Here is a 24815-nt window from a genome sequence, read left to right as displayed (position 1 = left end):
GGAAGGCCCCTCGATGACGCGCGGCCCCGGGATCGGCGGCGGCGTCAGATGTCCTCGCCCTCGTCCACACCCGGCAGGGTCGGCCGCGGGGACACCGTGCCGCTCTCGCCCGGCGAGGGCGACGGCGACTGCGTCGGCTTGCGCGTCTCACCCGGCGAGGGCACCGGCGGCGGCGTCGGCACGAACAGCGTCGGCGGCAGCGGCCGCGAGGGCGGTGCCGACTCCTCCGGGCCGAGCAGCAGCCACGTCATCGCCCCGGTGAGCGTGATCAGCGCCACCAGCATCGAGAGCGCCACCAGCACCGCGCGCCTGGTCTCGGTCGCCGGCGGCGCGGGCTCCGGCGGCGCCGGGACCGCCGGCGCCCGGTCGCCCAGCCAGTAGGGCACGAACTCGGGGCCGTGCGCCGCACCGATCAGCGTGCCGCTGACCAGCACCGTGCGCAGGAACCACTCCGCGCCGGTCCCGCCGGGGACGTACGGCACCGCCACCCACGGGGCCGGGCCGTCGTCGATCGCCAGGACCGGCGGCGCGCCCACCGGCCCCCTGGCCCGGGCCCGCGCGACCCAGCCGCGCACGCCACCGCGCACCGGCGCCACCTGGCGGATCGCGGTGAGGAAGCGCTCACGGGCCGCGGCGTCCAGCGCGGCGCCGCGGGTCAGCAACGCGATCGACACCGCCCGCCCCTCGGCGTCCTGCGCAAGGTACACGAAACCGGTGGCCGGTGACTGCAGCCGCGCCTGCACCACGTAGGAACCCAGCCGGGGCGGGTCGCCGTACTGGAGCGGAGTGGCCACCCAGCCATGAAAGCACACGCGACACCCGGCCCGGCTCACCGTGATGGTGCCGTGCACCTTTGCGTCGTGTTTGATGGAATGGCCGTATGACCGTTGCCGAAGAGCGCAGTGAGGGGTCCGGGCCGGACGACGGCGCCGACGCGGACCTCCGTCTCCTCCAGCAGACCCTCGCCGAGGTACGCCGCGTGATCGTCGGCCAGGACCACATGATCGAGCGCCTGCTGGTGGCATTGCTGGCCCGCGGTCACTGCCTGCTCGAGGGCGTCCCCGGCGTCGCCAAGACCCTGGCCGCCTCCACCCTGGCGACCGTGGTGGGCGGCACCTTCGCCCGCATCCAGTTCACCCCCGACCTGGTGCCCAGCGACATCGTCGGCACCCGGGTCTACCACCCCTCCAGCGAGCGCTTCGACGTCGAGCTCGGGCCGGTGTTCGTCAACTTCCTGCTCGCCGACGAGGTCAACCGCGCCCCGGCCAAGGTGCAGTCGGCACTGCTGGAGGTCATGGCCGAGCGCCAGGTCACCCTGGCCGGGATCACCCATCCGCTGCCACGGCCGTTCATCGTGCTGGCCACCCAGAATCCCGTCGAGTCGGAGGGGGTCTACCCCCTGCCGGAGGTCCAGCGCGACCGCTTCCTGTTCAAGGTCAGCGTCGCCCACCCCAGCGCCGCCGAGGAGCTGGAGATCCTGCACCGCATGAGCGTCGCGCCGCCGCTGCCCTCCCGGGTGCTCGACCCCGAGCGGCTCACCGCGCTGCAGAAGCTCGCCGACCAGGTGTCGGTCCACCAGCTCGTCGCCGACTACGTGGTGCGCCTGGTCATGGCCACCCGCTCCCCCGCCGAGTACGGGCTGGGCGAGCTGGAGGAGGCCATCGAGATCGGCGTCAGCCCGCGTGCCACCCTCGGCCTGGTCGCCGCCGGGCGCGGCCTCGCCCTGCTGCGCGGCCGCGACTACCTGCTCCCCGACGACGTGCGCGACGTCGCCGTGGACGTCATGGGCCACCGCCTGATGCTGACCTTCGACGCGCTGGCCGACGGCGTGGACCCCGCGGACGTGGTCCGCCGCGTCCTCGCCGCCGTGCCGCCCCCGCTGGTCGTGTGGAACCAGGCCCAGCGATGACCGCCGCCTCCGCCGCGCAGCCGGCGAGCCCCGAGCACGTCCTGCGCCGCCTGGAGCTCACCGTGGTCCGCCGCCTGGACGGCCTGCTGCAGGGACGGCACCAGGGCCTGCTGCCCGGCCCGGGCAGCGAGCCGGGCGACAGCAGGGTGTACGTCCCCGGCGAGGACGACGTCCGCCGCATGGACTGGTCGGTCACCGCCCGGACCACCATCCCGCACATCCGCGACCTGGTCGCCGACCGCGAGCTGGAGACCTGGGCGCTCGCCGACCTGTCCCCCAGCATGGACTTCGGCACCGCCGACATGGAGAAACGCGATCTGGTCGTCGCCGCCGTGGGCGCCATCGGCTTCCTCACCAGCCGCATCGGCGACCGGTTCGGCGCCTGCGTCGTCCACGGCGACCAGATGCACCGCCTGCCGGCCCGCACCGGCCGCCCCGCCCTGTACGCGCTGCTGCAGACCCTGCTCGACGCCCCGCGCGGCGCACCCGTCTCCGGCCCCACCCGGCTGGGCGAGGCCATCGACGTGCTGGGCCGGGCGCGCCGCAAGCGGGGCCTGCGCGTGGTCGTCTCCGACTTCCTCGACCTCGGCACGGGCGGCGACCTGGACGGCGAGCGCGCCTGGGAGCGGCCGATGCGCCGCCTGGCCGCCCGCCACCAGGTGCTCGCCGTGGAGATCATCGATCCGCGTGAGCTGGAGCTGCCCGACGTGGGGCTGGTCGCCCTGACCGACCCCGAGACCGGGCGCACCCGCGAGGTCCGCCTCACCTCCCGGATCCGCCGCGCGTACGCCGAGGCGGCCCAGGCGCAGCGGGAGGCCAACCGCGTGGCGCTGCGCCGGTGCGGCGCCGGCCATCTGGTGCTGCGCACCGACCGCGACTGGGTGTACGACATCGTGCAGTACACGCTCAAGCACCGGCGCACCGCCCACCTCGCCGGGCGGCACCCGAGCAGGAGGGCGGGCGCGTGACCTTTCTGTCTCCCGGCTGGCTGTGGCTGCTGGCGGCGCTCGCCGTGGTGGTGGCCGCCTACGTCCTGACCCAGTTCGCCCGCCGCAGGTACGCCATGCGGTTCACCAACCTCACGCTGCTCGCCCTGGTCGCCCCCGAGCGTCCCGAGTGGCGGCGCCACGTGCCGGCGGCGCTGTTCCTGCTCATGATGATCCTGCTGATCATGGCCGCCGCCCGGCCGGCGGACGCCACGCGCGTGCCCAGGGACCGCGCGACGATCATCATCGCGGTGGACATCTCGCTGTCCATGGAGGCCGGCGACGTCTCCCCCACCCGGCTGGTGGCGGCCAAGCAGGCGGCCCAGCAGTTCGTCAAGGACCTTCCCGAGCGGTTCAACGTCGGCCTGGTCTCCTTCGCCCGCTCGGCCTCCGTGGTCATCTCGCCCACCACCGACCACATGGCCGTGATCACCGCGGTCGGCAACCTGACCACCCGGCCGGGCACCGCCATCGGGGAGGCGGTGTTCAACTCGCTGGACTCGGTGCGCTCGTTCGACCAGCAGGCGGTCACCGACCCGCCGCCGGCCGCGGTCGTCCTGCTGTCCGACGGGGACAACACCTCCGGCCGCTCGGTGAACGAGGCGGTCCAGGCCGCCGCGGGCCTGCGTGTGCCGGTCTCGACCATCGCCTACGGCACCCCGGACGGCACCGTGAGCATCGACGGGCGCGACGTGCAGGTGCCGGTGAACAAGTCCACGCTGCAGACGCTGGCCGACGGCACCAGCGGGCGCGCCTACACCGCCGAGTCCGGGGACGAGTTGCGCGACGTCTACCGGCAGATCGGCAGCTCCCTCGGCTACCACGTGGTGTACCAGGAGATCGGCCAGTGGTTCACGGTGGCCGGCGTCCTGACCGGCCTGCTGGTGGCGGGCGCCGCGATGCTGTTCGGCACCCGCCTGCCCTGACCCCCTCGCCGGCCGGACGTCCGCGGCCGGTGATCGCCCGCACGCGGGCACAGGCCGGTGCCGCCGGATCACGAGCAGTGCGGCGGGATTGGTAACGTCTCTGCGTGACGTCCAAGGGGGCACATTACTTCGACGAGCGGCCCGGCGCGGCCGCCCGGCCGGGCACGGTCGACGTGGTCCTGCCCGACCTGCACCTGCGCCTGGCCACCGACAGCGGCGTCTTCTCCCCCGGCCGCCTCGACCCGGGCACCCGCGTGCTGCTGGAGAGCGTGCCACCGCCGCCGCAGGAGGGCGACCTGCTCGACCTCGGCTGCGGATACGGCCCGGTGGCGCTCACCATGGCCTCGCGGGCTCCGCAGGCCACGGTGTGGGCGGTGGACGTCAACCGCCGTTCGCTGGAGCTGTGCGAGCGCAACGCCCAGAGCGCGGGCCTTTACAAAGTAAGACCCCGGCATGTGGACGAGATGCCGCCCGGCATCCGGTTCTCCGCCATCTGGTCCAACCCGGCCATCCGCATCGGCAAGGCCGCCCTGCACGCCATGCTCACCCGCTGGCTCGACCGGCTCACCCCCGACGGCACGGCGTACCTGGTGGTGCAGAAGCACCTCGGCTCCGACTCGCTGCAGCGCTGGCTCGGCGACCAGGGCTGGGCCACCACGCGGGAGGCCTCCCGGTCGGCCTACCGCGTCCTGCGGGTCGCCGCGCGCCCCGCCACCGGCCACCCGGGCGGCGCCGCCGCCCCCGACGAGGAGCGATGAACGCTCGATGAGCACAGGCACCCGCAGGCAGCTGCGCCCGACCGACGTCAAGCGGCTCAACCGCACCTGGCGCCGGGGCACCGACAACCGGTTGTCGCTGATCCTGGAGTCGGTGACGGGCCCGTTCAACGTCGGCTCGATCTTCCGCACGGCCGCCGCCTTCGGCGCCGAGCAGGTGTGGCTGGCCGGCAACGCCACCCCGCCCACCAACCCCAAGGTGCAGAAGACCGCCCTCGGCACCGACCGGCTGGTCACCTGGCATGAGCCCGCGCCCGTCCTCGATGCCGTGCGCGAGGCCAAACAGGACGGCTACACCGTGATCGCCGTCGAGCTGACCGAGGACGCCGTCCCGCTGCACCAGGCCCGGCTCGGCCGCGACGTGTGCCTGGTGCTCGGCAGCGAGGACCACGGCTGCTCCCCCGCCCTGCTGGAGGCCGCCGACGAGGTGCTCTACATCCCGCAGGTCGGCCGGGTCGGCTCGTTCAACGTCGGCGTGGCCGCGGCGATCGTCCTGGCCGAGGCCCGCCGCCAGGAGTGGGCCGCCGCCGACGCCTCGGGCGCCGCGCCCGAGGCCGGGGAGGAGTGAGCCCGGCCAGGAACGCCGGCTCGCGGCCCGCGTGGTGGTTCGTGCCCGAATGTTCACCGGGGTAGGCTGACGTGACAGCCTTACACAGGGGATACTCCTCGTCGTGCAACGCCGCTACCCGTTCCTGGACCATCCCGGCCCGCTCGCCTTCGCCCACCGCGGCGGGGCGGCCGAAGGTCGGGAGAACACCATGGCCGCCTTCTCCCGGGCCGTGGAGATGGGGTACACCTACCTGGAGACCGACGCGCACGCCACCGCCGACGGCGTGCTGCTGGCCTTCCACGACCACACCCTCGACCGGGTCACCGACCGGCACGGCCGGGTCGCCGCCCTGCCCTACCGCGAGGTGCGGCGGGCCCGCATCGGCGGCGTGGAGGAGATCCCCCTGCTGTCGGACGTGCTCGGCACCTGGCCGGACGTGCGGGTCAACATCGACGTCAAGGAGGCCCCGGCGATCGCCCCGCTGGCCGAGGCGATCCGCCGCACCAACGCCTACGACCGCGTCTGCCTGACCTCCTTCTCCGACATGCGGCTCGCCAGGGCCCGCATGGCCGTCGGCCGGCCGGTCTGCTCGGCGCTCGGCCCGCGCGGGGTCGCCCGGCTACGGGCGGCCGCCATGGGCTCGGGGTACGGCCGGCTGCTCGGCGGCCTGGCCCGGGACGGCGTCCCGTGCGCGCAGGTGCCGGTCGGGTTCCGCGGGATGCGGGTCACCACCCGGGCCCTGGTGCGCACCGCGCACGCCCTGGGCATGCAGGTGCACGTGTGGACGGTGGACGACCAGGGCGTCATGGAGAGCCTTCTCGACATGGGCGTCGACGGGATCATGACCGACAACATCTCCGGGCTGCGCGACGTGCTGCGCGCCCGGGGCCAGTGGCATCCCCGCCCCACCGCCCACGCCTGACCACGGCCGCCCCCCGCCTTGTCCCCGCCCCGCCCGGACTTCCTCTCCCGCCCCCGACGTGCCTCCCGTCCCGGCGGGACCGTACCGACGCCCCACGTGACCCCCGTCAGGAGACGCCATGAGCACCCCCCTCGTCACCGATGAATCGCCGAAGGCGCGAAAGCGGGAGCAACGCGGCTGGTACTGGTACGACTTCGCCAACTCGGGGTTCCAGACGACGGTCATCACCGTCTTCCTCGGCCCGTACCTGACCTCCCTCGCCGAGCGGGCCGCCGGCGGGGCGGACGGGTTCGTCGGCTTCCTCGGTTTCGACGTCCGCGCCAAGGCGTACTTCTCGGCCGTCGTCACGGTGTCGGTGGTCCTGCAGATCATCATCATGCCGATCGCGGGCGCCCTGGCCGACCACACCGGCCGCAAGCGCGAACTGCTCACGCTGTTCGCCTACCTCGGCGCGACGGCGACCCTCGGGTTCTACTTCGTCGCGGGCGACGCCTACGTGCTCGGCGGCGTGCTGTTCATCGTGGCCAACACCTCGTTCGGCGCGGCCATGGTGGTGTACAACTCCTTCCTGCCGCAGATCGCCGGCCCCGAGGAGCGCGACGCGGTCTCCTCGCGCGGCTGGGGCTTCGGCTACCTGGGCGGCTTCGCGCTCCTGGCCATCAACCTGGCGCTCTATCTGGGCAGCGGCATCGAGGAAGGGCTCGCGGTGCGCATCAGCCTGGCCTCGGCCGGCCTGTGGTGGGCGGTGTTCACCGTGATCCCCCTGCTGCGCCTGCGCAACCGGCCCGTCGCCGCCCACGACGCCACGCCCGCCCGGGCGGTCGCCGGCAGCTTCCGCCAGCTCGGCCGCACCCTCGCCGACCTGCGCCGCTACCCGCGCAGCCTGCTGTTCCTGCTCGCCTACCTGATCTACAACGACGGCGTGCAGACGGTGATCTCGTTCTCGGCGACCTACGCCGACCAGGAGCTCGGACTGGACAAGACCACGCAGATCAGCGCGATCCTGATGGTGCAGTTCTTCGCCTTCGGCGGCGCGCTGCTGCTCGGGCGGCTGGCCGTGCGCTACGGCACCAAGCGGACCGTGCTGGTCAGCCTGGTGCTGTGGACGGCCGTGGTCGCGGTGGCCTACTTCCTGCAGAAGGGCGCCGCGGTGCAGTTCTACGCCATCGCCTTCCTGATCGCGATCGTGATGGGCGGCACGCAGGCCCTGTCGCGGTCGCTGTACTCGCTGGTGATCCCCGCGGGCAAGGAGGCGGAGTACTTCAGCCTGTTCGAGGTCAGCGACAAGGGATCGGCGTTCCTGGGCTCGCTCACGCTGACCCTGGCCCTGCAGCTCACCTCCAGCTACCGCACGGCCATCCTGTCGCTGGTGGTCTTCTTCGTGGCCGGTTTCGTCCTGCTGCTCGTCACCAACCTCCCCCGGGCCATCAGAGAGGCCGGCAACCAGGTGCCCTCCCACATCTAGCCCGGTCAGAACGGCCGGAGGTGTCCAGGCGTCTTGCCCGAAAGCGGGCGGACGCCTCACCCGCACCCCCCGGTGGGATGGGGGAACGACCCCGGCGGTGGAGCGAGCCGATAGATCGTTCTGCCGTGGCGTGGCGCGGCGATGAGAGCGGATCTCCCACCCGATGTACCGCGAGGTGGCACGGGCGGCGGAGGGGGGCGGCGGGGAAGATCGGCCGAGGATCCACGACGGCGCCAAATGGCGCGATTGGATCACCCTCAGGGTGGGAATCCATCCACGGTATCAAGTGTTGTAAGCCGTGGAGACCCACCCCTCACATTGGGGCCCTCAGGAGGCATTGAAACATGGGCGAGCGTGCACTTCGCGGTACCCGGCTCGGAGCCACCAGCTACGAGAACGACCGCAACACCGACCTGGCTCCGCGCCAGGAGGTGCCTTACACCTGCCCGAAGGGCCATCGCTTCGACGTGCCCCTTGCCGCGGAGGCGGAGATCCCGGCGACCTGGGAGTGCCGCAACTGCGGTGCCACCGCCCTAAGAGTGGACGCCGAGCAGCCGCAGCAGAAGAAGGCCAAGCCGCCGCGCACTCACTGGGACATGCTACTGGAGCGTCGCACGATCGAGGATCTCGAAGAGGTGCTGAACGAGCGCCTGGCGATCCTTCGGGCACAACGGCGTAAGAGCGCCTGACCGACCGGCCGACGCCTCCGGGCCACCTCGCAGGGTGGCCAGGAGGCGTCTTTTATTGTGCGTAGCGCGCGGCTCTCACGTCCCGTCCGCCGAGCCGTTCCGGCCGTGGACCGATTCAGCGGTGTGCACACCGCCGCCGGCGATGCCCACGCACCACAGGTGGCCGGGGCCCGGGAGCGTGCGCACGATCCCCGATCGGCGCGGCGGCCGCATCGCACCGGGCGGGCCGGTCTCGGGCCGGATCAGCCGTGACTCCCGCCGTGCGGTCAGGCGCGGGGGCCGGGGGCCGCGTCCCGTGGCTCGTCGCCGACGACCTGCCCGCTGACGACCCGGGCGCCCGGACGCCGGACGGGCCCCGCGGAGGCGGTGGGGCCGCCCGGACCGGTGGGGCCGCCGGGGAACATCATCCCGAACGGCGACGCCGCGGTCATGGCGCGCACCCGGCGGCCGAGGAACCAGCCCAGGCCGCGGCGCGCCAGCGGGCGGGTGAACGGCAGGATCAGGACGAAGCCCAGCACATCGCTGAGAAAGCCCGGGGTCACCAGCAGGGTGCCGCCCGCGACCACCAGCGCCCCGTCGACGAGCTCGCGGTCGGGCATGCGGCCCGACTCCAGCGCCTGCCGCAGCGCCCGCCAGGCGCGCCGGCCCTCGCGGCGCACCAGCCAGGCGCCGATCAGGCTGTCCAGGATGAGCAGCCCGACGGTCTGCCACCCGCCGATCACCTGGCCCACCTGGATGAGCGCCCAGATCTCCAGCACCGGAACGACCAGGAACACCAAGAACAGCAGCACACGCAGCATGGCCTCATCACCTCGCGACCTACAACGCGCGGACCCGCCCGGCGGTTCCCGGCCGGGTGTGCCGCCGGGTCCGCCGGAGAGCGGCGGGCGGCGCCGGCCGTCCTTCACCCCGCTCGCACAGAGCCGCCACGGGAGGGCCCGCCCAGGGCAGACGTCCCAGCGGAGCGTGAGCGGCCTCAGGATGCCCTACGCGGGCTCGGCGGCGGCTCCCCCCGGCCGGCGAACTCAGCCGACCCTGTGCAGCGCTCAGCGGCGGATGCCCAGGCGGCGGGGCAGGGAGGCCAGGCCCCACAGGGTGACCCGCCACAGTGCCTCGGCGAAGACGGAGCGGCTCATCTTGCTGGCCCCGGCCGTCCGCTCGACGAAGGTGATCGGCACCTCCGCCACCCGCAGCCCCTGCCGTACGGTGCGCAGCGTCAGGTCCACCTGGAAGCAGTAGCCCTGGGACTGCACCTCGTCCAGCGCGATCTTCTCCAGCGCCGAGGCACGGTAGGCGCGGTAGCCCGCGGTGGTGTCGTGCGTCGGCACCCCGAGCATCAGCCGGACGTAGACGTTGGCCCCCTTGGACAGGGCCTTGCGCGAGGCGGGCCAGTTCACCAGCCGGCCGCCCGGGATGTACCGGGAGCCGATCACCAGGTCGGCCCCTCCGGCCAGCGCGTCCAGCATCGCGGGCAGTTCCTCCGGCTGGTGGGAGCCGTCCGCGTCCATCTCGACCAGCACGTCGTAGCCCTCGGCCAGGCCCCAGCGGAACCCGGCGATGTAGGCGGCGCCGAGCCCCTGCTTGCCCGGCCGGTGCAGGACGTGGACGTGATCGTCCTCGGCGGCGAGCCGGTCGGCGATCTCGCCGGTGCCGTCGGGGCTGTTGTCGTCGGCGATCAGCAGGTGAGCCTCGGGCACCGCCGCCCGCACCCGTTGGGTGATCTTGGGGAGGTTCTCGCGCTCGTTGTACGTCGGCACGATCACGAGTACCCGCCCGAGAATCCGCTCCATCAGCCACCCTCTTCGTCGGATCTGTCGTGTAAGACCGCGGGTCGCCGGCGCCGGAGGGCGACGGCGGCGGCCAGGGCGCCGGCCCCGAGGAGCGTCAGCGCCCATTCGGGCGCCGCCCCCACGCGGGTCGCGATCGTCTCGCCGGTGCGCACCGGCACGGTGACCACCGCCATGTCGGCCACCCGCTCGGCGGTGCGCCAGCGCACGTTCCCGCCGGGGTCGACGTAGGCGGAGATGCCGGTCGTCGCCGCGGTGATCACCGCCCGGTCGTGCTCGACGGCCCGCAGCCGGGACATGGCGAGCTGCTGCGGCGGCAGGCCGGTCAGCGCGTAGGTGGCGTTGTTGGTGGGCACGACCAGCGGCGACGCGCCCGTGCGCACGGTGCTGCGCACGATGCCGTCGAAGGCGATCTCGTAGCAGGCGATCGTGCCGACCGTGACCGGTCCCATGCGCAGGTCGCCGGGCCGGTCGCCGGGCACCGACTGCAGGCCGACCAGCTTGACCCGCTCGTCGATCTTCTCGATCAGGTCCTTGTAGGGGACGTACTCGCCGAACGGCACGAGCTGCCGCTTGTCGTAGTAGGCGCCCGGCCCGGTGACCGGGTCCCAGACGATGGCCCGGGTGTACCGGTGCAGGCCGTCGGCCGAGCGGGTGACGGCGCCGACCAGCAGTGGCACGCCGATGTCGCGCACGGCGTCGTCGATCAGCGCGCGGGCGCCGGGATCCCGGTAGGGGTCGATGTCGGTGGAGTTCTCCGGCCAGATCACGATGTCGGGCCGGGCGACCTTGCCCTCGCGCACGGCCCGCGCGAGCTCGTGCGTCTTGTCGGCGTGGTTGCGCAGCACGACCGCGGGCTCGTCGCCGAGGAAACCCATCCCGGTGCCGGGCACATTGCCCTGCACGATGCCGATGCGGACGGTGGGCCCGGCCTGCGGGCCCGGCCGCGGCACGGCGTAGGCGAGCAGCGGCACGACGAGCGCCCCGGCCAGCGCCGCCCCGGCCACCCGCCGGCCACCGGGCGTCACCGCCCTGAGCGCCGTCACCGACAGTAACGTGCCGCAGAGGACGACGCTGAAAGTTACAAGCGGCGCGCCGCCCAGCGCGGCGTACGGGGTGAACGGCGACCCGCCCTGGCTGAACGCGACACGCACCCAGGGGAAGCCGCCGACCGGGAAGGCCCCCCTGGCCAGCTCCTGGGCCACCCACAGGCAGGCCGCCCACAGCGGCCAGCCCCGCAGCCTGGTGACCAGCGCGATCGCGGCGGACATCGCGGCGAAGAACAGGCCCTCGACCGCCACCAGCAGCAGCCAGGCGTCATAACCGATCGGCTGAACCCAGGCCAGCGCGGGGAGCAGGAAGGCCGCTCCCGCGGCGTAGCCGAGCAGCGCGGCGCGGCGTGCCCCGATGCGGTAGACCGACAGGGTGAGCAGCGCGAGCGCGGGCGGGGCGAGAAACCACAGGTCGATCGGGGGAAAGGCGAGGTAGAGCAGCACCCCGCCGGCCAGTCCGGCGCAGAGCCGCCGCAGGGTGCGCGCAGGCGGAGGCGCGGCGGGCTCGGCCGGCGCCCGCTCGACGTCCTGCACAGTGGGGTTGGCCACGGGGGCGTGTCTCTTCTCGCGCGGGTCCTTGCTAACCACCGAACGCTACCGCCCGGCGGACCCGGCTCCAACCACCGGGCGGACCCGGCGGCGGACGATCACGCATGGTGATCCCTGGGCCTCCCTCCCTGCGGGGCGGGAACCCAGGAACCACACTGCGGCTCTGGCACGAGACGGGAAGAGGGCCCGGATCGCCCTTCGGACCGGATCCGTCCCGTCGGCGGCGAGCGCGGAGTTCCGTTGTCTACTGGGCGTCCGGGCCCCTCCCGGGTCCAACCCCCCACCCGGCTGGGGTGCCCCGACTCGACGGAACGCCGGCGCTGCGCCTGGCTGAGCAGACGGAGTCGTGCTCCGTCATGACGCAGAGTCCGACGATGTCTGAAGACGGCCAACCGGTAGTCCCGTGCTGGACTGTCCAGCAAACTACCGACCTCAGCTCAGATGTCAACCGTGTCCCGATCAGCGGCGACACCAAGTTTTCGCAGCTGGGCCGGTGGACGTGAGCACCGCCCGGCACCGCCCGCGCGGCACCGGAAGATCGATACTACAGGTCGCGTCAGGGCGGCGGGAGCGCCTCGCACCGGGACAGCACCTCGGGCAGGTCGCCGGAGTGCACGACACCGAGGCGGCGGGTGGCCCTGGTGAGGGCCACGTACAGGTCGCTCGGGCCGCGTGGCGACTCGGCGAGGATCTCGGCGGGCTCGGCCACGATGACCGCGTCGAACTCCAGGCCCTTGGCGTCGGCGACGGTGAGGACGACGGCCGGGGCCTCCAGCGCGCCGGGCACCGGCCCGGCCGCCGCACCCGGCACCGCCTTGGTGACCGCCGCGCCGGCCTCCTCGGCCAGGGCCGCCGGGACGATGACGGCGAGCCGCCCGCCGTCCACGATCTCGGAGCGCACGATCAGGCCGAGGTCCGCGGTGCCGTCGATCTTCCTGGACCAGGGCCGGACGCCGGTCTCGCGGACCGACTCGGGCGCCTTCAGGCCGGGGCCGACCAGTGTGAGCACGTCGGCGGCCACGGCCATCAGCTCGACCGGGGTGCGGTAGTTGACGGTCAGCGTCTCCTCGCGCCAGCGCCCGCGGGCGTAGGGGTCGAGGACCTGACCCCACGAGGAGGCGCCCGCGGCCGACCCGGTCTGGGCGATGTCCCCGACGATGGTCATGGACCGGTTGGGGCTGCGGCGCATGAGCATCCGCCAGGCCATGGGCGACAGCTCCTGGGCCTCGTCCACGATGATGTGCCCGAACGCCCAGGTGCGGTCGGCGGCGGCCCGCTCGGCCGTGGTGAGGTGGTTCTCCTCGGTGCGCTGCCGGGCCGCGAACCGCTCGGCGTCCAGCATGTCCGACATGCCGGTCAGCTCCAGCACTTCGCGGGCGTAGGTGAGCTCGTAGTCGCGCTCGTCCTGCTCGGCGCGCCGCGCGGCGGCCAGCTCCTCCTCGGCCTGCAGGGCGGCCGCGCGCAGCACGCCCGCGTCGATGTCGCCGAGCAGCTCGGCGGCCTCGTCCAGCAGCGGGACGTCGGCCTCGGTCCAGTACGCCCCGCCGCCGCGCGGCACCTCGCGGTACAGGGCGTCCTGCTCGGCCTCGGAGAGCCCGGCGTAGGCCATGCGCTCGCGGGAGCCGTACAGGCCGATGAGCAACTGCTGAGGGGTGAGGTAGGGCCACAGGCGGTTGAGGGCCGCCTTGACCGCCGGCTCGGTGCGCAGGTCCTCGCGCAGGTCGGCCAGCTCCTCCTCGTCCAGCATGCCCCGGCCGAGCGCCTTGGCGGCCTGTCTGGCGAGCGTGCCGAGCACGTGCCGGACGAACACCGCCCTGGCCTGGTTGTGCGGGCGGCGGCTGCGCAGCGCCCTGCTCTTGGCCGCCTCGCAGGTGCGCTGGTCCAGCCGCAGGGTGTAGGCGCCGAGCGGGATGTCGACCGGCTTGCGGGGCACCCGCTGGCGGTCGCGCAGGGCGCGGGCCACCACCTCGGCCATGCGGGCCGAGCCCTTGATCGCGGCCGCCCGGGCCGTCTCGCGGGCGGTGGCGGTGACGCCGGGGTAGAGCTCCCCGACGGTGGACAGCAGCACGTCGGTCTCGCCCAGCGAGGGGAGCACCTGCTCGATGTAACGCAGGAAGGTGAGGTTCGGCCCGACGATGAGCACGCCCCGGCGGGCCAGGCGCTCGCGGTGGGTGTAGAGCAGGTAGGCCGCGCGGTGCAGGGCCACCACGGTCTTGCCGGTGCCCGGCCCGCCCTGGACGACCAGGACGCCGTCCAGGGCGCCGCGGATCACGCGGTCCTGCCCGGCCTGGATGGTCGCCACGATGTCGCGCATGCGCCCGGTGCGCTTCTCGTCCAGCGCGGCCAGCAGAGCGGCCTCGCCGTTCAGCGTGGCCCGGTCGGCGTCGGTGAGCCGGTCGAGGTCGAGCAGGTCGTCGTCGACGCCGACGACCCGCCGTCCCTTGGTCTGCAGGTGGCGGCGGCGGGTGATGCCCATCGGCTCGGTGGGCGTGGCGCGGTAGAACGGCTGGGCGACGGGGGCCCGCCAGTCGATGAGCAGGCGCGCCTGGTCGTCGTCGGACAGCCCGAGGCGGCCGATGTAGAGCGGCCCCTCGGCGGCGAGGTCGATGCGGCCGAAACACAGGGCGTTCTCGACGGCCCACAGGCGGGCGAGGCGCTCGGCGTACATTCCGGCGAAGGAATCCCGTTCGGAACGGTTCTGGTGGGTGCCGCCTCCGCCCTGCGCGAGGACCCCGTCGAGCTGCTTGCGGGTGCGTTCGCGCAGCAGGTCGAGCCGCGCGTAGAGCGCGGTGACGTATTCCTGCTCCTTTGCCACCTCTATTTGACGAGAAGCCCCCGCTTCATTATTATTGCTGGTAATGTGAAACTCCGGGCTTTTATGTATTTCGAGGGAATGTCGGGACAAGGGCCCAGAATAGCAGATCGGTCAATCCCTGGACCGATCTCACGCGCCGCCCTCCGAGGCGGCGTTCTTCATGCCGGCGCACTCGTGCGAACTCCCGCTCTGACGGCACACCTCGGCACGCCGTAGCAGGCCCTCCGGTCCACGGGAAGATCGTTCGTGTGACACCGGGCGGGACAGGGCCACCCGGTGTTCCACCTTTGCCCGGACTTCGCCGCCAGGCACTCGCGCCCCGCGCGGCCCGGTCTCCGCCGACCGGATGCGGCACCCCTCACCAATCGCACCTCTCTCGCTCCGGCGAGCCTCTCCCCGCGGCCGAGCCGGAACGGACGCAGGGGGCGCACGGCCGGGTCACAGGTTGGTAGCGGCCCTTGACCTCGCTCGGGGCGGCCGCTGTACGTTCCTTCTTAGTTAGGAAGGTTTCCTAACTACAGATCGGGCGGAGGAGGGAGCCGTGCAGGGCACGAACGCCGGCCCGCAGCCGGGAAGGCCGCAGCTGCTGCGCGCCATCAACGACCGCGCCGCCCTCCAGGTCATGCTGGAACGCGGACCGCTCACCCGTCCAGAGCTGGGCGCGCTCACCGGCCTGTCCAAACCCACGGCCTCCCAGCTCCTCACCCGCCTGCGCAGCGCCGGCCTGGTCGTGCTGGACGGCGTACGCGAGGGACTTCCGGGCCGCACGGCCGAGCTGTACCGCATCAACCCCGCCGCCGCGCACGTCGCCGCGCTGGACGTGACCAGGACGCGCATCGCCGCCTCGGTCGCCGACATCACCGGCGCGGTGCTCGGCGAGCACCTGCACCCCACCCCCGGCAGGAGCGGCGGCGACGTCGTGGCCAAGGTACGCGCGGCCGTCGAGGGCGCGTGCCGGGCCGCGGGGGTCGCACCGGCCGGCCTGCACCGCGTGGTGATCGGCATCCAGGGAGCGGTCGACCCGGCCACCGCCCGGCTCGGCTACGCCGCGCACATTCCCGGCTGGCACATCCCCGGCCTGGTCGGAGCCCTCCGCGCCGGCCTCGGCGTACCGGTCGACGTCGAGAACGACGTCAACCTGGTCGCGCTCACCGAGCAGGCGCACGGCGTGGCCCGCGGCCACGGCGACTTCGTGCTGCTGTGGGCCGACGAGGGCATCGGCGCCGCCCTGGTGCTCGGCGGGCGGCTGCACCGCGGCGCCACCGGCGGCGCGGGCGAGGTCGGCTACATGCCGATCGCCGGCGCGCCGACCGCCAGGCAGACCGGCAAGCGGGGCGACCACGGGTTCCAGTCGCTGGCCGGCGGGCCCGCCGTGCTGCGCCTGCTGCGCTCGCACGGCCTGCGCGGCGCCGACCCGGCCCGCGCGGTGCGCGCCGCCGTCCGGGACATCGGCCGCGCGGGCGAGCGCGGAGAACGGGCCGGACGCGCGCTGCGCGAGCTCGCCGCCCGGCTGGCCGTGGGGCTCGCGCCGATCGTCGCGGTGGCCGACCCCGAGCTCGTGGTGCTCACCGGCGGCATGCTGCTGGCCGGTGGCGAGGTGCTGGCCGCCCTGGTGGAGGAGGAACTGCACGCGCTGACCCTGCCGCGCCCGCCCGTGCGGCCGTCGGCCGTCGAGGGCGATCCGGTGCTGACCGGCGCGCTCGGCCTGGCCCTGGCCATCACCCGGGAACAGGTCTTCGCCTCCACCGTCTCCCCCTGACCTCGGCCCATCCCGCCCCGCCGCTCTCCCTGCCTCACCGTCCCCGCTCGCAGCGCTCCTCCCGGCTCCCCCCACCCGTCCCACGTCCCATCGCTCCCGTCGCCCACCCGCGCCCGGTCCGCCACTCTCCTGTCCCGCCGGCTTCGCCCGCTCACCCCGGCTCCGCAGGGCACGCGGCCCGGCTCCCCCGCCGTGCCGTCGTCCCGTCCGTCCCTCCCCCGGCCCCGTGTCCGCCGTTCCCGACCACCCCCGTCCCGCCTCCGCCCTCTCCCCTCCGCACCGCCCACCCCCTGGGAGGCCCTGTGAAACCACGTCCCCCGCTCGCGAAGCTCGCGGCGGCGGCACTGGCCCTGCTCGCCGCGACCGCCTGCACCGCCGGCACCGAGAACGCCCCGGCCGTCCCGAAGGCCGGCGCCACACCCGACCGGACCCCGGTCACCCTCACCCTGTGGCACGGCTTCGTCGCCGACAACGAGCTCAAGGCGTTCGACGACGCCCTCGCCGGCTTCCGGCGTACCCATCCGTGGATCACGGTGAAGACCACCAAGGCCGTCCAGGACGAACAGATCATCCAGGCCGCCCGCGGCGGCAACCCGCCGGACATCGCGCTGTCGTTCACCACCGACAGCGTCGCGACGTTCTGCAAGACCGGCATCTTCCAGGACCTGTCGCCGTACCTGGCGGCCGCCAAGGTCGACGAGTCGCTTTTCCCCAAGGTGATCGCCGAGTACACGCGCTACCAGGGCAAGCGCTGCGTGATGCCGATGCTCGCCGACGCCTACGGCCTCTACTACAACAAGAAGCTCATGAAGGGCGAGCCGGCGCCGAGGACCCTCTCCGAGCTCGCCGCGCTCGCCAAGAAGCTCACCGTGCGCGACGCCAAGGGCGAGATCAAGGTCGCCGGTTTCGTGCCGAGCAGCCAGATGTACGAGAACGCCCCGATCCACACCGGGACGATGGTCGGCGCCACGTGGACCGACCCGGACGGCACCTCGGCCATCGGCGGCGACCCGGCGTGGAAGAAGCTGATGACCTGGCAGAAGGACCTGGTCGACTGGTTCGGCTACGACAGGCTGGAGAGGTTCCGCAAGAGCTTCGGCGACGAGTGGTCGGCCGACAACCCGTTCATGAAGGGCCAGGTCGCCATGGCGATCGACGGCGAGTGGCGCAACGCCATGATCGCCGCCGACGCCCCCGATCTGGACTACGGGACCGCGCCGCTGCCGGTGGCCGACGACCGGCCCGACCTGTACGGCGGCGGGTTCATCGCCGGCACCGTCATCGGCATCCCGCGCGGCGCGGCGCACTCGCAGGCCGCCTGGGAGCTGGTGCGCCACCTGACCACCGACACCGACGCCCTGGTCACGCTGTCCAACGCCCTTCGCAACGTGCCGAGCACGCTGCCCGCGCTGCAGTCCCCCAAGCTGGACCGCGACCCGAACTTCCAGACCTTCCTCGACATCTTCGCCCACCCGGCCAGCAGCACCCTGCCCGCGCACATCAACTCGGCGTTCAACCAGCAGACGCTGCAGGAGGCCCAGATCGCCTGGGAATCCGGCCGGGCCAAGGACCTGGACGCGCTGCTCGCCGGGGTGGACCGCAAGATCGACGACAAGCTGAAGCTCACCGCGGGCGGCTGAGCGATGGCGACGACGACGCTCGGGCGCCGCGGGAGCGCGGCGCCCCACCGGGTCACGGCGCCGCGGCGCCGGCGCGGCCTGGTCGCCCTGCTCTTCTTGTCCCCGTGGCTCGCCGGGTTCGGGCTGTTCTTCGCCTACCCTCTGCTGGCCACCGTCTACTTCTCCTTCCAGCGCTACGACCTGTTCACCCTCGAATGGGTGGGGCTGCTGAACTACCGGTACTTCCTGCGGGACGACGCGGCCTGGACCGCGATCGGCAACACGCTGTGGCTGGTCGCGGTGATGGTGCCGCTGCGGGTGACGTTCGCCCTCGGCGTGGCCCAGCTCGTCACCCGGCTCAAGGCCGGCGCCGGGCTGTTCCGCACCGTGTTCTACCTGCCGTCCCTGGTGCCGCTGGTGGCCGGGACGCTCGGGTTCGTGTACCTGCTCAACCCGGGGACCGGCCCGGTGCCGGCACTGCTGTCGGCCCTGGGCCTGCCCTCCCCGGACTGGTTCGGCGACCCCGACTGGGCCAAGCCGGGCCTGACGCTGCTGGCCCTGTGGTCGGTGGGCGACCTGATGGTGATCTTCCTGGCGGCGCTGCTGGACGTGCCCCGGCAGCTCTACGAGGCCGCGTCCCTGGACGGCGCGGGCGCCTGGCGGCGATTCCTGCACATCACGCTGCCGGTGATCCGGCCGGTGCTGATGTTCGCCGCGATCACCGGGGTGATCCAGACGCTGCAGTACTTCACCCAGGCCATGGTCGCGGCGCGGGTCGCCTCCGGAGCCACCGACTCGGCCGGGTCGGTGTTCGTCCCCGGATACCCGGGCGGCGCCACGCTGACCTTCCCCGAATGGCTGTTCCACCAGGGGTTCCGCGACTTCGCCATGGGATACGCGTGCGTGCTGGCACTGATCCTGTTCGCGGTGTCGATGGTGTTCACGCTGTTCCTGCTCCGCCGGTTCCGCGACACCGAGGAGGATGCATGACCCTCACCGCCGCGCCCGCACGGCCGGTTCCCGCGGCCCGGCCCCGCCCGCCGGCCGGGCACCGCCGCCGCGCCGCGCTGACCTGGATCGCCACCCACGCGCTCGCGATCGCCCTGGCGATCATGTTCCTCGGCCCGCTGGTGTTCATCGGCCTGACCGCCGTGATGACCGACCACCAGGCGCTGACCTCCCGGCTGTGGCCCGAGCAGTGGCAGTGGGACAACTTCGCCGGCATCTTCCAGCGGGCGCCGCTGCTGACCTGGATCGGCAACACCCTGCTGTACGCCGGGCTCGCCACCGCCTTCACGCTGGTGTCCTCGATCCCGGCGGCGTACGCGCTCGCCCGGCTGCGCTTCCCCGGCCGCCGGATCGCGTTCCTGCTGGTGATCACCACGATGATGCTGCCGCCGCAGGTGGTGGCCGTGCCGGTGTACATCCTGTGGGCGCGTTTCCACCTCACCGGCACCCTGTGGCCGCTCATCCTGCCCATGCTGCTCGGGGACGCGTTCTCGATCTTCCTGCTGCGGCAGTTCCTGGTCACCATCCCCAAGGAGTACTCCGACGCGGCCCGGGTGGACGGGTGCGGGGAGTTCCGCACCCTGGTGCGCGTCATCCTGCCGATGGCCCGGCCGGCGATCGCCGCGGTGGCGCTCTTCCAGTTCTTCTACTGCTGGAACGATTACTACGGGCCACTGCTGTACGCCGGGACCGAACCCGGCAACTGGACGCTGTCGCTGGGCCTGGCGTCCTTCCGGGCCGTGCACCACGTCCAGTGGAACCTGACCATGGCCGCGACCCTGCTGGCCATGGCACCGGTGATCGTCGTGTTCTTCTTCGCCCAGAAGGCCTTCATCGAAGGCGTCAAGCTGACAGGAGTCAAGTAAATGAAGCTGGCCGTTGTGGGGGGCGGCTCGACGTACACGCCCGAGCTGATCGACGGGTTCGCCCGGCTGCGCGAGGAGCTGCCGGTGTCGGAGATCGCGCTGATCGACCCCGACGAGCGGCGCCTGGCACTGGTCTCCGCCATGGCGGCGCGCATGCTGCGGCGGGCCGGCCACCCTGCCCTCGTCACCACCGCGACCACCGTCGAGCAGGGCGCCGCGGGGGCCCAGGCCGTGCTGATCCAGCTCCGGGTGGGCGGGCAGGCCGCGCGCAACGTGGACGAGACCCTGCCGCCGGCCTGCGGCTGCGTCGGGCAGGAGACCACCGGAGCGGGCGGGCTGGCCAAGGCGCTGCGCACCGTGCCGGTGGTGCTCGACATCGCCGAGCGGGTCGCCAAGGTCGCGCCGGACGCCTGGATCGTCGACTTCACCAACCCGGTCGGCATCGTCACCCGGGCCCTGCTGCAGGCCGGGCACCGCGCCATCGGCCTGTGCAACGTGGCCATCGGCTTCCAGCGCCGCTTCGCCGCCCACCTCGGCGTCACCCCCGAACGCGTCGCGCTCGGCCACGTGGGGCTCAACCACCTGACCTGGGAGCGATCGGTGACCGTGGACGGACGGGACGTCCTGCCCGGGCTGCTCGCCGAGCACGGGGAGGAGATCGCCGCCGACATCGGCCTGCCCGCGCCGCTGATCCGCAGGCTCGGCGTCGTCCCGTCCTACTACCTGCGCTACTACTACGAGCACGACGCCGTCGTGGCCGAGCAGCTCGGCAGACCCTCGCGCGCGGCCGAGGTCGCCGCCCTGGAGGAGTCCCTGCTGCGCATGTACGCCGACCCGTCGGTGGACACCAAGCCCGCGCTGCTGGCCGAGCGGGGCGGCGCGTTCTACTCCGAGGCCGCCGTGGCGCTGATCGCCTCGCTGGCCGGTGACCGGGGGGATGTCCAGGTGGTCAACCTGCGCAACGACGGCACGCTGCCCTTCCTGCCCGCGGACGCGGTCATCGAGGTGCCCGCCCGCGTCGGCGCCGCCGGAGCCGCCGCCCTGCCGGTGGATCCGGTCGAGCCGCTGCACGCCGGGCTCATCGCGCACGTCACCGCCTACGAGGCGCTGGCCCTGGAAGCCGCCCTGCACGGCGGCACCGACCGGGTCACCGACGCGCTGCTGGCCCACCCGCTGGTCGGCCAGGCGTCCCTGGCCGCCGACCTGGCCGGCCGGCTGGTCGCCGCCAACCGCGCGTTCCTGCCGTGGGCGGGCGACGGGGCGGTGCCCGCGTGAGGACGGTGCTCGCGGTCGACGGCGGCAACAGCAAGACCGACGTCGCGCTGGTGGCCGAGGACGGCACGGTGCTGGCCACCGCCCGGGGCGGCGGTTTCCTCCCGCAGAGCGCGGGCGTGGCCGCGGCCATCGACGTGCTCGGCGAGACCGCCCGCCGGGCCCTCGGCTCGGACGCGCGGCCCCCGTACGCCGACCTGGTCGCGGCCTACGTGGCCGGAGCCGACCTGCCGGTGGAGGAGGACCGGCTGCGGGAGGAGATCCTGGCCCGCGGGTACGGGCGGGCGGCGGTGGTGGGCAACGACACCTTCGCCCTGCTGCGGGCCGGCGCCGCGCGGCCATGGGGCGTCGCGGTGGTGTGCGGCGCCGGGATCAACGCCGTAGGGGTGTCCCCCTCCGGTGAGGTGGCCCGCTTCCCGGCGCTGGGCAGGATCAGCGGCGACTGGGGCGGCGGCCTCGGGCTCGGCGAGGAGGTGCTGTGGCACGCCGTGCGCGCCGAGGACGGCCGCGGGCCCGGCACCGCCCTGCTCGACGTGGTCCGCCGGTTCTTCGGGGTGCGGCTGGCCGAGGAGGTCGTCATCGCGCTGCACTTCGGCGAGCTGCGGCCCGACCGGCTGCTCGGCCTGGTGCCCGAGCTGCTGGCCGCGGCGGCGGGCGGCGACGCCGTCGCCCGGGGCCTGGTCGAGCGCCAGGCGGACGAGATCACGGTCATGGGAGTGGTCGCGATGCGCCGCCTCGGCCTGCTCGAGCGGCCGTGCGAGGTCGTGCTGGGCGGCGGCGTGCTCACCGCCCGTGACCCGCTGCTGACGTCGCTGGTCACCGAAAGGTACGCCGCGCAGGCCCCGCACGCGGTGCCGGCGGTGACCGAGGTGCCGCCGATCGCCGGCGCGGCGCTGCTCGGCCTGGACCGGCTCGGCGCGGCGCCGCGGGCCCTGGCGCGGGCCCGCGAAGCCTTCGCCGGCACCGTCAGTGGCCGCTCGGCCCCCTGACGCCGCGGCGACGCGTGGCCGGGGGCGCCGCCCCCGGCCCGCTGCCGCCGGCGGCTAGGTGCCCGCGGTGAGATCGGGGGTGCGGTGCTCGTAGGGGGTGCTGAGCACGATGGTGGTGCGGGTGGAGACGTTGGCCGACGCACGGATCTGCTGCAGCAGCTCTTCCAGGGCGATCGGCGACGGCACGCGGACCTTCAGGATGTAACTCTCGTCTCCGGCGACGCTGTGACAGGCCTCGATCGCGGTCAGGTGCTCGAGCTTCTCGGGCGCGTCGTCCGGCGCCGAGGGGTCGATCGGCTTGATCGAGACGAAGGCGGTGAGCGGAAGGCCGATCGCGTCATGGTCGACCAGGGCCGCGTACCCCCGGATCACACCGCGCTTCTCCAGCCTGCGCACCCGCTGGTGGACGGCCGACACCGACAGCCCGGTCTCCTTGGCGAGGTCGGTGAAACTCATGCGGCCGTCGGCGGCCAGCAGCATCACGATGCGGCGATCGATCTCCTCCACTCCGTAAACGGTAGCGCCACCTGAGCCCCTTTTGTCGTCCAACCGGTCACGTCATGGTTCCAACCGACGTCTCAGCGTAGGGCGGCGCGCCCGGTCAGCGGCGGTGCCCGCGGCGCGGGCGGTGGTGACCGGAGACCCACATCCTCTCGGAGATGTGGCAGACCTTGTGCCGCTTGCGACAAAAGGCGGACTGGGACGGGCTGTGGCCGACGACGCTGGCGTTGGAGACGTGCTGCGCGCCGCGCATGTAGGTAGGGCTGAACAACTGGCCGTACGTGAAGTTGTGCCGGCCGTTGCCGACGGTGATCGGCCCGCGGTCGCCCTTGGCCACCGTGGTGCGCGGCCGCTGCGGGACGGCCGGCGCGGCGCTCGCCGGGGCCGGTGGCCAGGCGAGGGCCAGGCAGGCCAGCACGAGCGCGGCGGGCAGCAGCGCGGCCCGCGACGCCCGCCGCGACGCGGCAGTGCGGACCGGCGGCGCGGAGGGCGCGCGGACCGGTCGCCCGTCCGCGTGGCGGCGTTCCATGGCGTCCTGGATCCGGACCCCGATCGCGTTGCGCACCTGCGCCTCCTCCAGGCCGATGGCCACCGCCGCCCGCCCGGACCGGCGGCGGCGCTGATCGGCCCATACCCTGCCGCCGGGTCGCGGTCCCGCCGGTGGCCGCCCGCCGGGGGGAAGATTGCCCGCTCTTTGCCGCCGTCCGGCGCGGCGCCCGCCGCGCCGCGCGACGCGCCGGACGCGGAGGGTCGGACGCGCCGGGCGGGGAAGGTCTCCCCAAGGGGGCGGCCCTTTTGAGGGGAAGGTCGGCGATGGGGGCGTGGGCCGAGGTCACAGAGACGCACACCGGCGTCGTGGTGCTGCTCGGAGAGCGCGCGTACAAGCTCAAGAAGCCGGTGCGGTTCGGCTTCCTGGACTTCACCGGGCGGGAGGCGCGCCGGGCCGCCTGCCTGGAGGAGGTCGAGCTCAACCGGCGGCTGGCCCCGGACGTCTACGAGGGCGTCGCCGACGTGATCGGTCCGGACGGCCGGCCGTGCGAGCACCTGGTGGTGATGCGGCGCATGCCTCCCGAACGGCGGCTGGCCGCGCTGATCCGCTCCGGCGCTGCGGTGGAGGAGCACCTGCGGAGCGTGGCCCGCATGGTCGCCGGTCTGCACGCCCGTGCCCGCCGTGGCCCGCGCATCGACCGGGAGGGCGACGGGCCGGCGCTGCGCGGGCGATGGGCGGCGAGCTTCGCCCAGGTGCGCGAACTCCCCGGTGAGATCGTCGAGGCGGCCCGCGTCGCCGAGGCCGAGCGCCTCGCGCTGCGTTTCGTCGACGGCCGCGAGCCGCTGTTGCGCGCCCGGATCGGGCAGGGCCGCGTCGTGGACGGGCACGGCGACCTGCTCGCCGAGGACATCTTCTGCCTGGACGACGGGCCGCGCATCCTGGACTGCCTGGAGTTCGACGAGCGGCTGCGGTTCGTGGACGGGCTGGACGACGCGGCGTTCCTGGCCATGGACGTCGAGCGGCTCGGCGCGCCGGAGGCGGCCCGGGCCTTCCTCGCGTGGTACGCCGAGTTCTCCGGGGACTGCGCGCCGCCGTCGCTGGTGCACCACTACATCGCCTACCGGGCGTTCGTCCGGGCGAAGGTGGCCTGCCTGCGGCATCTGCAGGGGGACCGGCCGGCGGCCGGGGAGGCCCGCGATCTGACCGGGCTGACCCTGCGCCATCTGCGGGCGGGCGCGGTCGCCCTGGTGCTGGTCGGCGGGCCGCCCGGCACCGGCAAGTCCACGCTGGCCGCCGCCCTGGCCGACCGGCTGGGGTACACGCTGCTGAGCAGCGACCGGGTCCGCAAGGAGCTCGCGGGCATCACCCCCGAACGGCACGCGCCCGCCGCGTTCGGCGAGGGCATCTACCGTCCCGAGTGGACCGAACGCACCTACGCTGAGCTGCTGGACCGCGCGGGCCTGCTGCTCGGCCGCGGCGAGCCGGTGGTCCTGGACGCCTCCTGGACCGGCGCGTCCTTCCGGGCGGAGGCCGGGCGGGTCGCGCAGAGTACCTTCAGCGATCTGGTCGCGCTGCGCTGTGCGGCGCCGCCGGAGGTGGTGGCCGAGCGGCTGGCCCGGCGCACCGGCGGGATCTCCGACGCCGACCGGGCGATCTCCGAGGCGCTGGCCGCCAGGACCCCTCCCTGGCCGGGATCGGTGGAGATCGGCACCGCGGGGAGCGTGGAGGAGGCGCTGGCGCGAGCGCTGGAGGTCGTCCATCCGGCCCCCGCCGCCGCCCGCCTGCGCCCCCGCCTGGAACCGGACTGAGGTGTCAGACATCCCTGGACGTTGAATGTCAAGCGGCGAGGTCGTGGTTGCGGTGTGACCATGCGGTTGCCTGGTCG

Annotated in this window: 22 protein-coding genes; 15 read left to right on the top strand and 7 right to left on the bottom strand. The window is 73.7% G+C overall.

What is annotated here, in order from left to right; genetic code table 11:
* Positions 1-44 precede the first annotated feature (44 nt).
* Positions 45-794 (bottom strand): hypothetical protein, encoded by a 750-nt coding sequence (locus IEY93_RS28345; protein WP_229691548.1) that lies wholly within the window; start codon positions 792-794, stop codon positions 45-47.
* An 86-nt stretch (positions 795-880) separates the two neighbouring features.
* Here IEY93_RS28345 and IEY93_RS28340 point away from each other — a divergent pair, with 86 nt between their 5' ends.
* The 8 genes from IEY93_RS28340 (at position 881) to IEY93_RS28305 (ending at position 8223) form a co-directional block, all read left to right on the top strand.
* Positions 881-1909: an AAA family ATPase gene (locus tag IEY93_RS28340; protein WP_189166194.1), complete on the top strand. Its 1029-nt coding sequence runs from the start codon at positions 881-883 to the stop codon at positions 1907-1909.
* Positions 1906-2877, top strand: a complete 972-nt coding sequence (locus IEY93_RS28335; RefSeq protein ID WP_189166193.1) for a DUF58 domain-containing protein — start codon at positions 1906-1908, stop codon at positions 2875-2877. Before IEY93_RS28340 ends, IEY93_RS28335 begins: the two co-directional genes overlap by 4 nt.
* Complete coding sequence (locus IEY93_RS28330) at positions 2874-3821, top strand: VWA domain-containing protein (RefSeq protein WP_189166192.1); 948 nt, start codon at positions 2874-2876, stop codon at positions 3819-3821. Before IEY93_RS28335 ends, IEY93_RS28330 begins: the two co-directional genes overlap by 4 nt.
* A 104-nt stretch (positions 3822-3925) precedes the next feature.
* Positions 3926-4579: a class I SAM-dependent methyltransferase gene (locus IEY93_RS28325; protein ID WP_189166191.1), complete on the top strand. Its 654-nt coding sequence runs from the start codon at positions 3926-3928 to the stop codon at positions 4577-4579.
* A gap of 7 nt (positions 4580-4586) precedes the next feature.
* Positions 4587-5165 (top strand): RNA methyltransferase, encoded by a 579-nt coding sequence (locus tag IEY93_RS28320; RefSeq protein WP_189166190.1) that lies wholly within the window; start codon positions 4587-4589, stop codon positions 5163-5165.
* 103 nt (positions 5166-5268) lie between these two features.
* Positions 5269-6069, top strand: coding sequence for a glycerophosphodiester phosphodiesterase family protein (locus IEY93_RS28315; protein WP_189166189.1), 801 nt, complete (start codon positions 5269-5271; stop codon positions 6067-6069).
* 118 nt (positions 6070-6187) lie between these two features.
* Positions 6188-7534: an MFS transporter gene (locus IEY93_RS28310; RefSeq protein WP_189166188.1), complete on the top strand. Its 1347-nt coding sequence runs from the start codon at positions 6188-6190 to the stop codon at positions 7532-7534.
* Between the two features lie 344 nt (positions 7535-7878).
* On the top strand, positions 7879-8223 hold the full coding sequence (locus IEY93_RS28305; RefSeq protein ID WP_189166187.1) for an RNA polymerase-binding protein RbpA: 345 nt from the start codon (positions 7879-7881) through the stop codon (positions 8221-8223).
* 266 nt (positions 8224-8489) lie between these two features.
* Here IEY93_RS28305 and IEY93_RS28300 read toward each other — a convergent pair whose 3' ends face one another.
* The 4 genes from IEY93_RS28300 to IEY93_RS28285 form a co-directional block, all read right to left on the bottom strand.
* On the bottom strand, positions 8490-9023 hold the full coding sequence (locus IEY93_RS28300) for an FxsA family protein (protein WP_189166186.1): 534 nt from the start codon (positions 9021-9023) through the stop codon (positions 8490-8492).
* A 246-nt stretch (positions 9024-9269) separates the two neighbouring features.
* Entirely contained in the window at positions 9270-10013 is a 744-nt protein-coding gene (locus IEY93_RS28295; RefSeq protein ID WP_189166185.1) for a polyprenol monophosphomannose synthase, read from the bottom strand.
* Entirely contained in the window at positions 10013-11611 is a 1599-nt protein-coding gene (lnt, locus tag IEY93_RS28290; RefSeq protein WP_229691547.1) for an apolipoprotein N-acyltransferase, read from the bottom strand. Before lnt ends, IEY93_RS28295 begins: the two co-directional genes overlap by 1 nt.
* A 556-nt stretch (positions 11612-12167) precedes the next feature.
* Positions 12168-14426, bottom strand: coding sequence for a HelD family protein (locus IEY93_RS28285; protein WP_229691546.1), 2259 nt, complete (start codon positions 14424-14426; stop codon positions 12168-12170).
* A gap of 541 nt (positions 14427-14967) precedes the next feature.
* On the opposite strand from IEY93_RS28285, the gene IEY93_RS28280 reads away from it, so the two are divergent.
* The 6 genes from IEY93_RS28280 (at position 14968) to IEY93_RS28255 (ending at position 21939) form a co-directional block, all read left to right on the top strand.
* Entirely contained in the window at positions 14968-16185 is a 1218-nt protein-coding gene (locus tag IEY93_RS28280) for an ROK family transcriptional regulator (RefSeq protein WP_229691545.1), read from the top strand.
* Positions 16186-16487: 302 nt separating this feature from the next.
* On the top strand, positions 16488-17825 hold the full coding sequence (locus IEY93_RS28275) for an ABC transporter substrate-binding protein (protein WP_189166184.1): 1338 nt from the start codon (positions 16488-16490) through the stop codon (positions 17823-17825).
* A 3-nt stretch (positions 17826-17828) separates the two neighbouring features.
* Complete coding sequence (locus tag IEY93_RS28270; protein WP_189166183.1) at positions 17829-18794, top strand: carbohydrate ABC transporter permease; 966 nt, start codon at positions 17829-17831, stop codon at positions 18792-18794.
* A complete protein-coding gene (locus IEY93_RS28265) occupies positions 18791-19678 on the top strand; it encodes a carbohydrate ABC transporter permease (protein WP_189166182.1) in 888 nt (295 codons plus the stop codon). Before IEY93_RS28270 ends, IEY93_RS28265 begins: the two co-directional genes overlap by 4 nt.
* Complete coding sequence (locus IEY93_RS28260) at positions 19679-20953, top strand: family 4 glycosyl hydrolase (RefSeq protein WP_189166181.1); 1275 nt, start codon at positions 19679-19681, stop codon at positions 20951-20953.
* Entirely contained in the window at positions 20950-21939 is a 990-nt protein-coding gene (locus IEY93_RS28255) for an N-acetylglucosamine kinase (RefSeq protein WP_189166180.1), read from the top strand. Before IEY93_RS28260 ends, IEY93_RS28255 begins: the two co-directional genes overlap by 4 nt.
* Before the next feature lie 54 nt (positions 21940-21993).
* Here IEY93_RS28255 and IEY93_RS28250 read toward each other — a convergent pair whose 3' ends face one another.
* Both IEY93_RS28250 and IEY93_RS28245 read right to left on the bottom strand, forming a co-directional pair.
* Positions 21994-22446, bottom strand: coding sequence for an Lrp/AsnC family transcriptional regulator (locus IEY93_RS28250; RefSeq protein WP_189166179.1), 453 nt, complete (start codon positions 22444-22446; stop codon positions 21994-21996).
* A gap of 94 nt (positions 22447-22540) precedes the next feature.
* Positions 22541-23032: a hypothetical protein gene (locus IEY93_RS28245; RefSeq protein ID WP_189166178.1), complete on the bottom strand. Its 492-nt coding sequence runs from the start codon at positions 23030-23032 to the stop codon at positions 22541-22543.
* A 221-nt stretch (positions 23033-23253) separates the two neighbouring features.
* On the opposite strand from IEY93_RS28245, the gene IEY93_RS28240 reads away from it, so the two are divergent.
* Positions 23254-24738, top strand: a complete 1485-nt coding sequence (locus IEY93_RS28240) for a bifunctional aminoglycoside phosphotransferase/ATP-binding protein (RefSeq protein ID WP_189166177.1) — start codon at positions 23254-23256, stop codon at positions 24736-24738.
* Positions 24739-24815 lie beyond the last annotated feature (77 nt).

This window comes from Sphaerisporangium melleum, assembly GCF_014646695.1.
Classification (GTDB): Bacteria; Actinomycetota; Actinomycetes; order Streptosporangiales; family Streptosporangiaceae; genus Sphaerisporangium; species Sphaerisporangium melleum.
The sequence above is the reverse complement of the archived record's forward strand: the minus strand, read 5'-3'. Positions and strand labels throughout refer to the sequence as shown.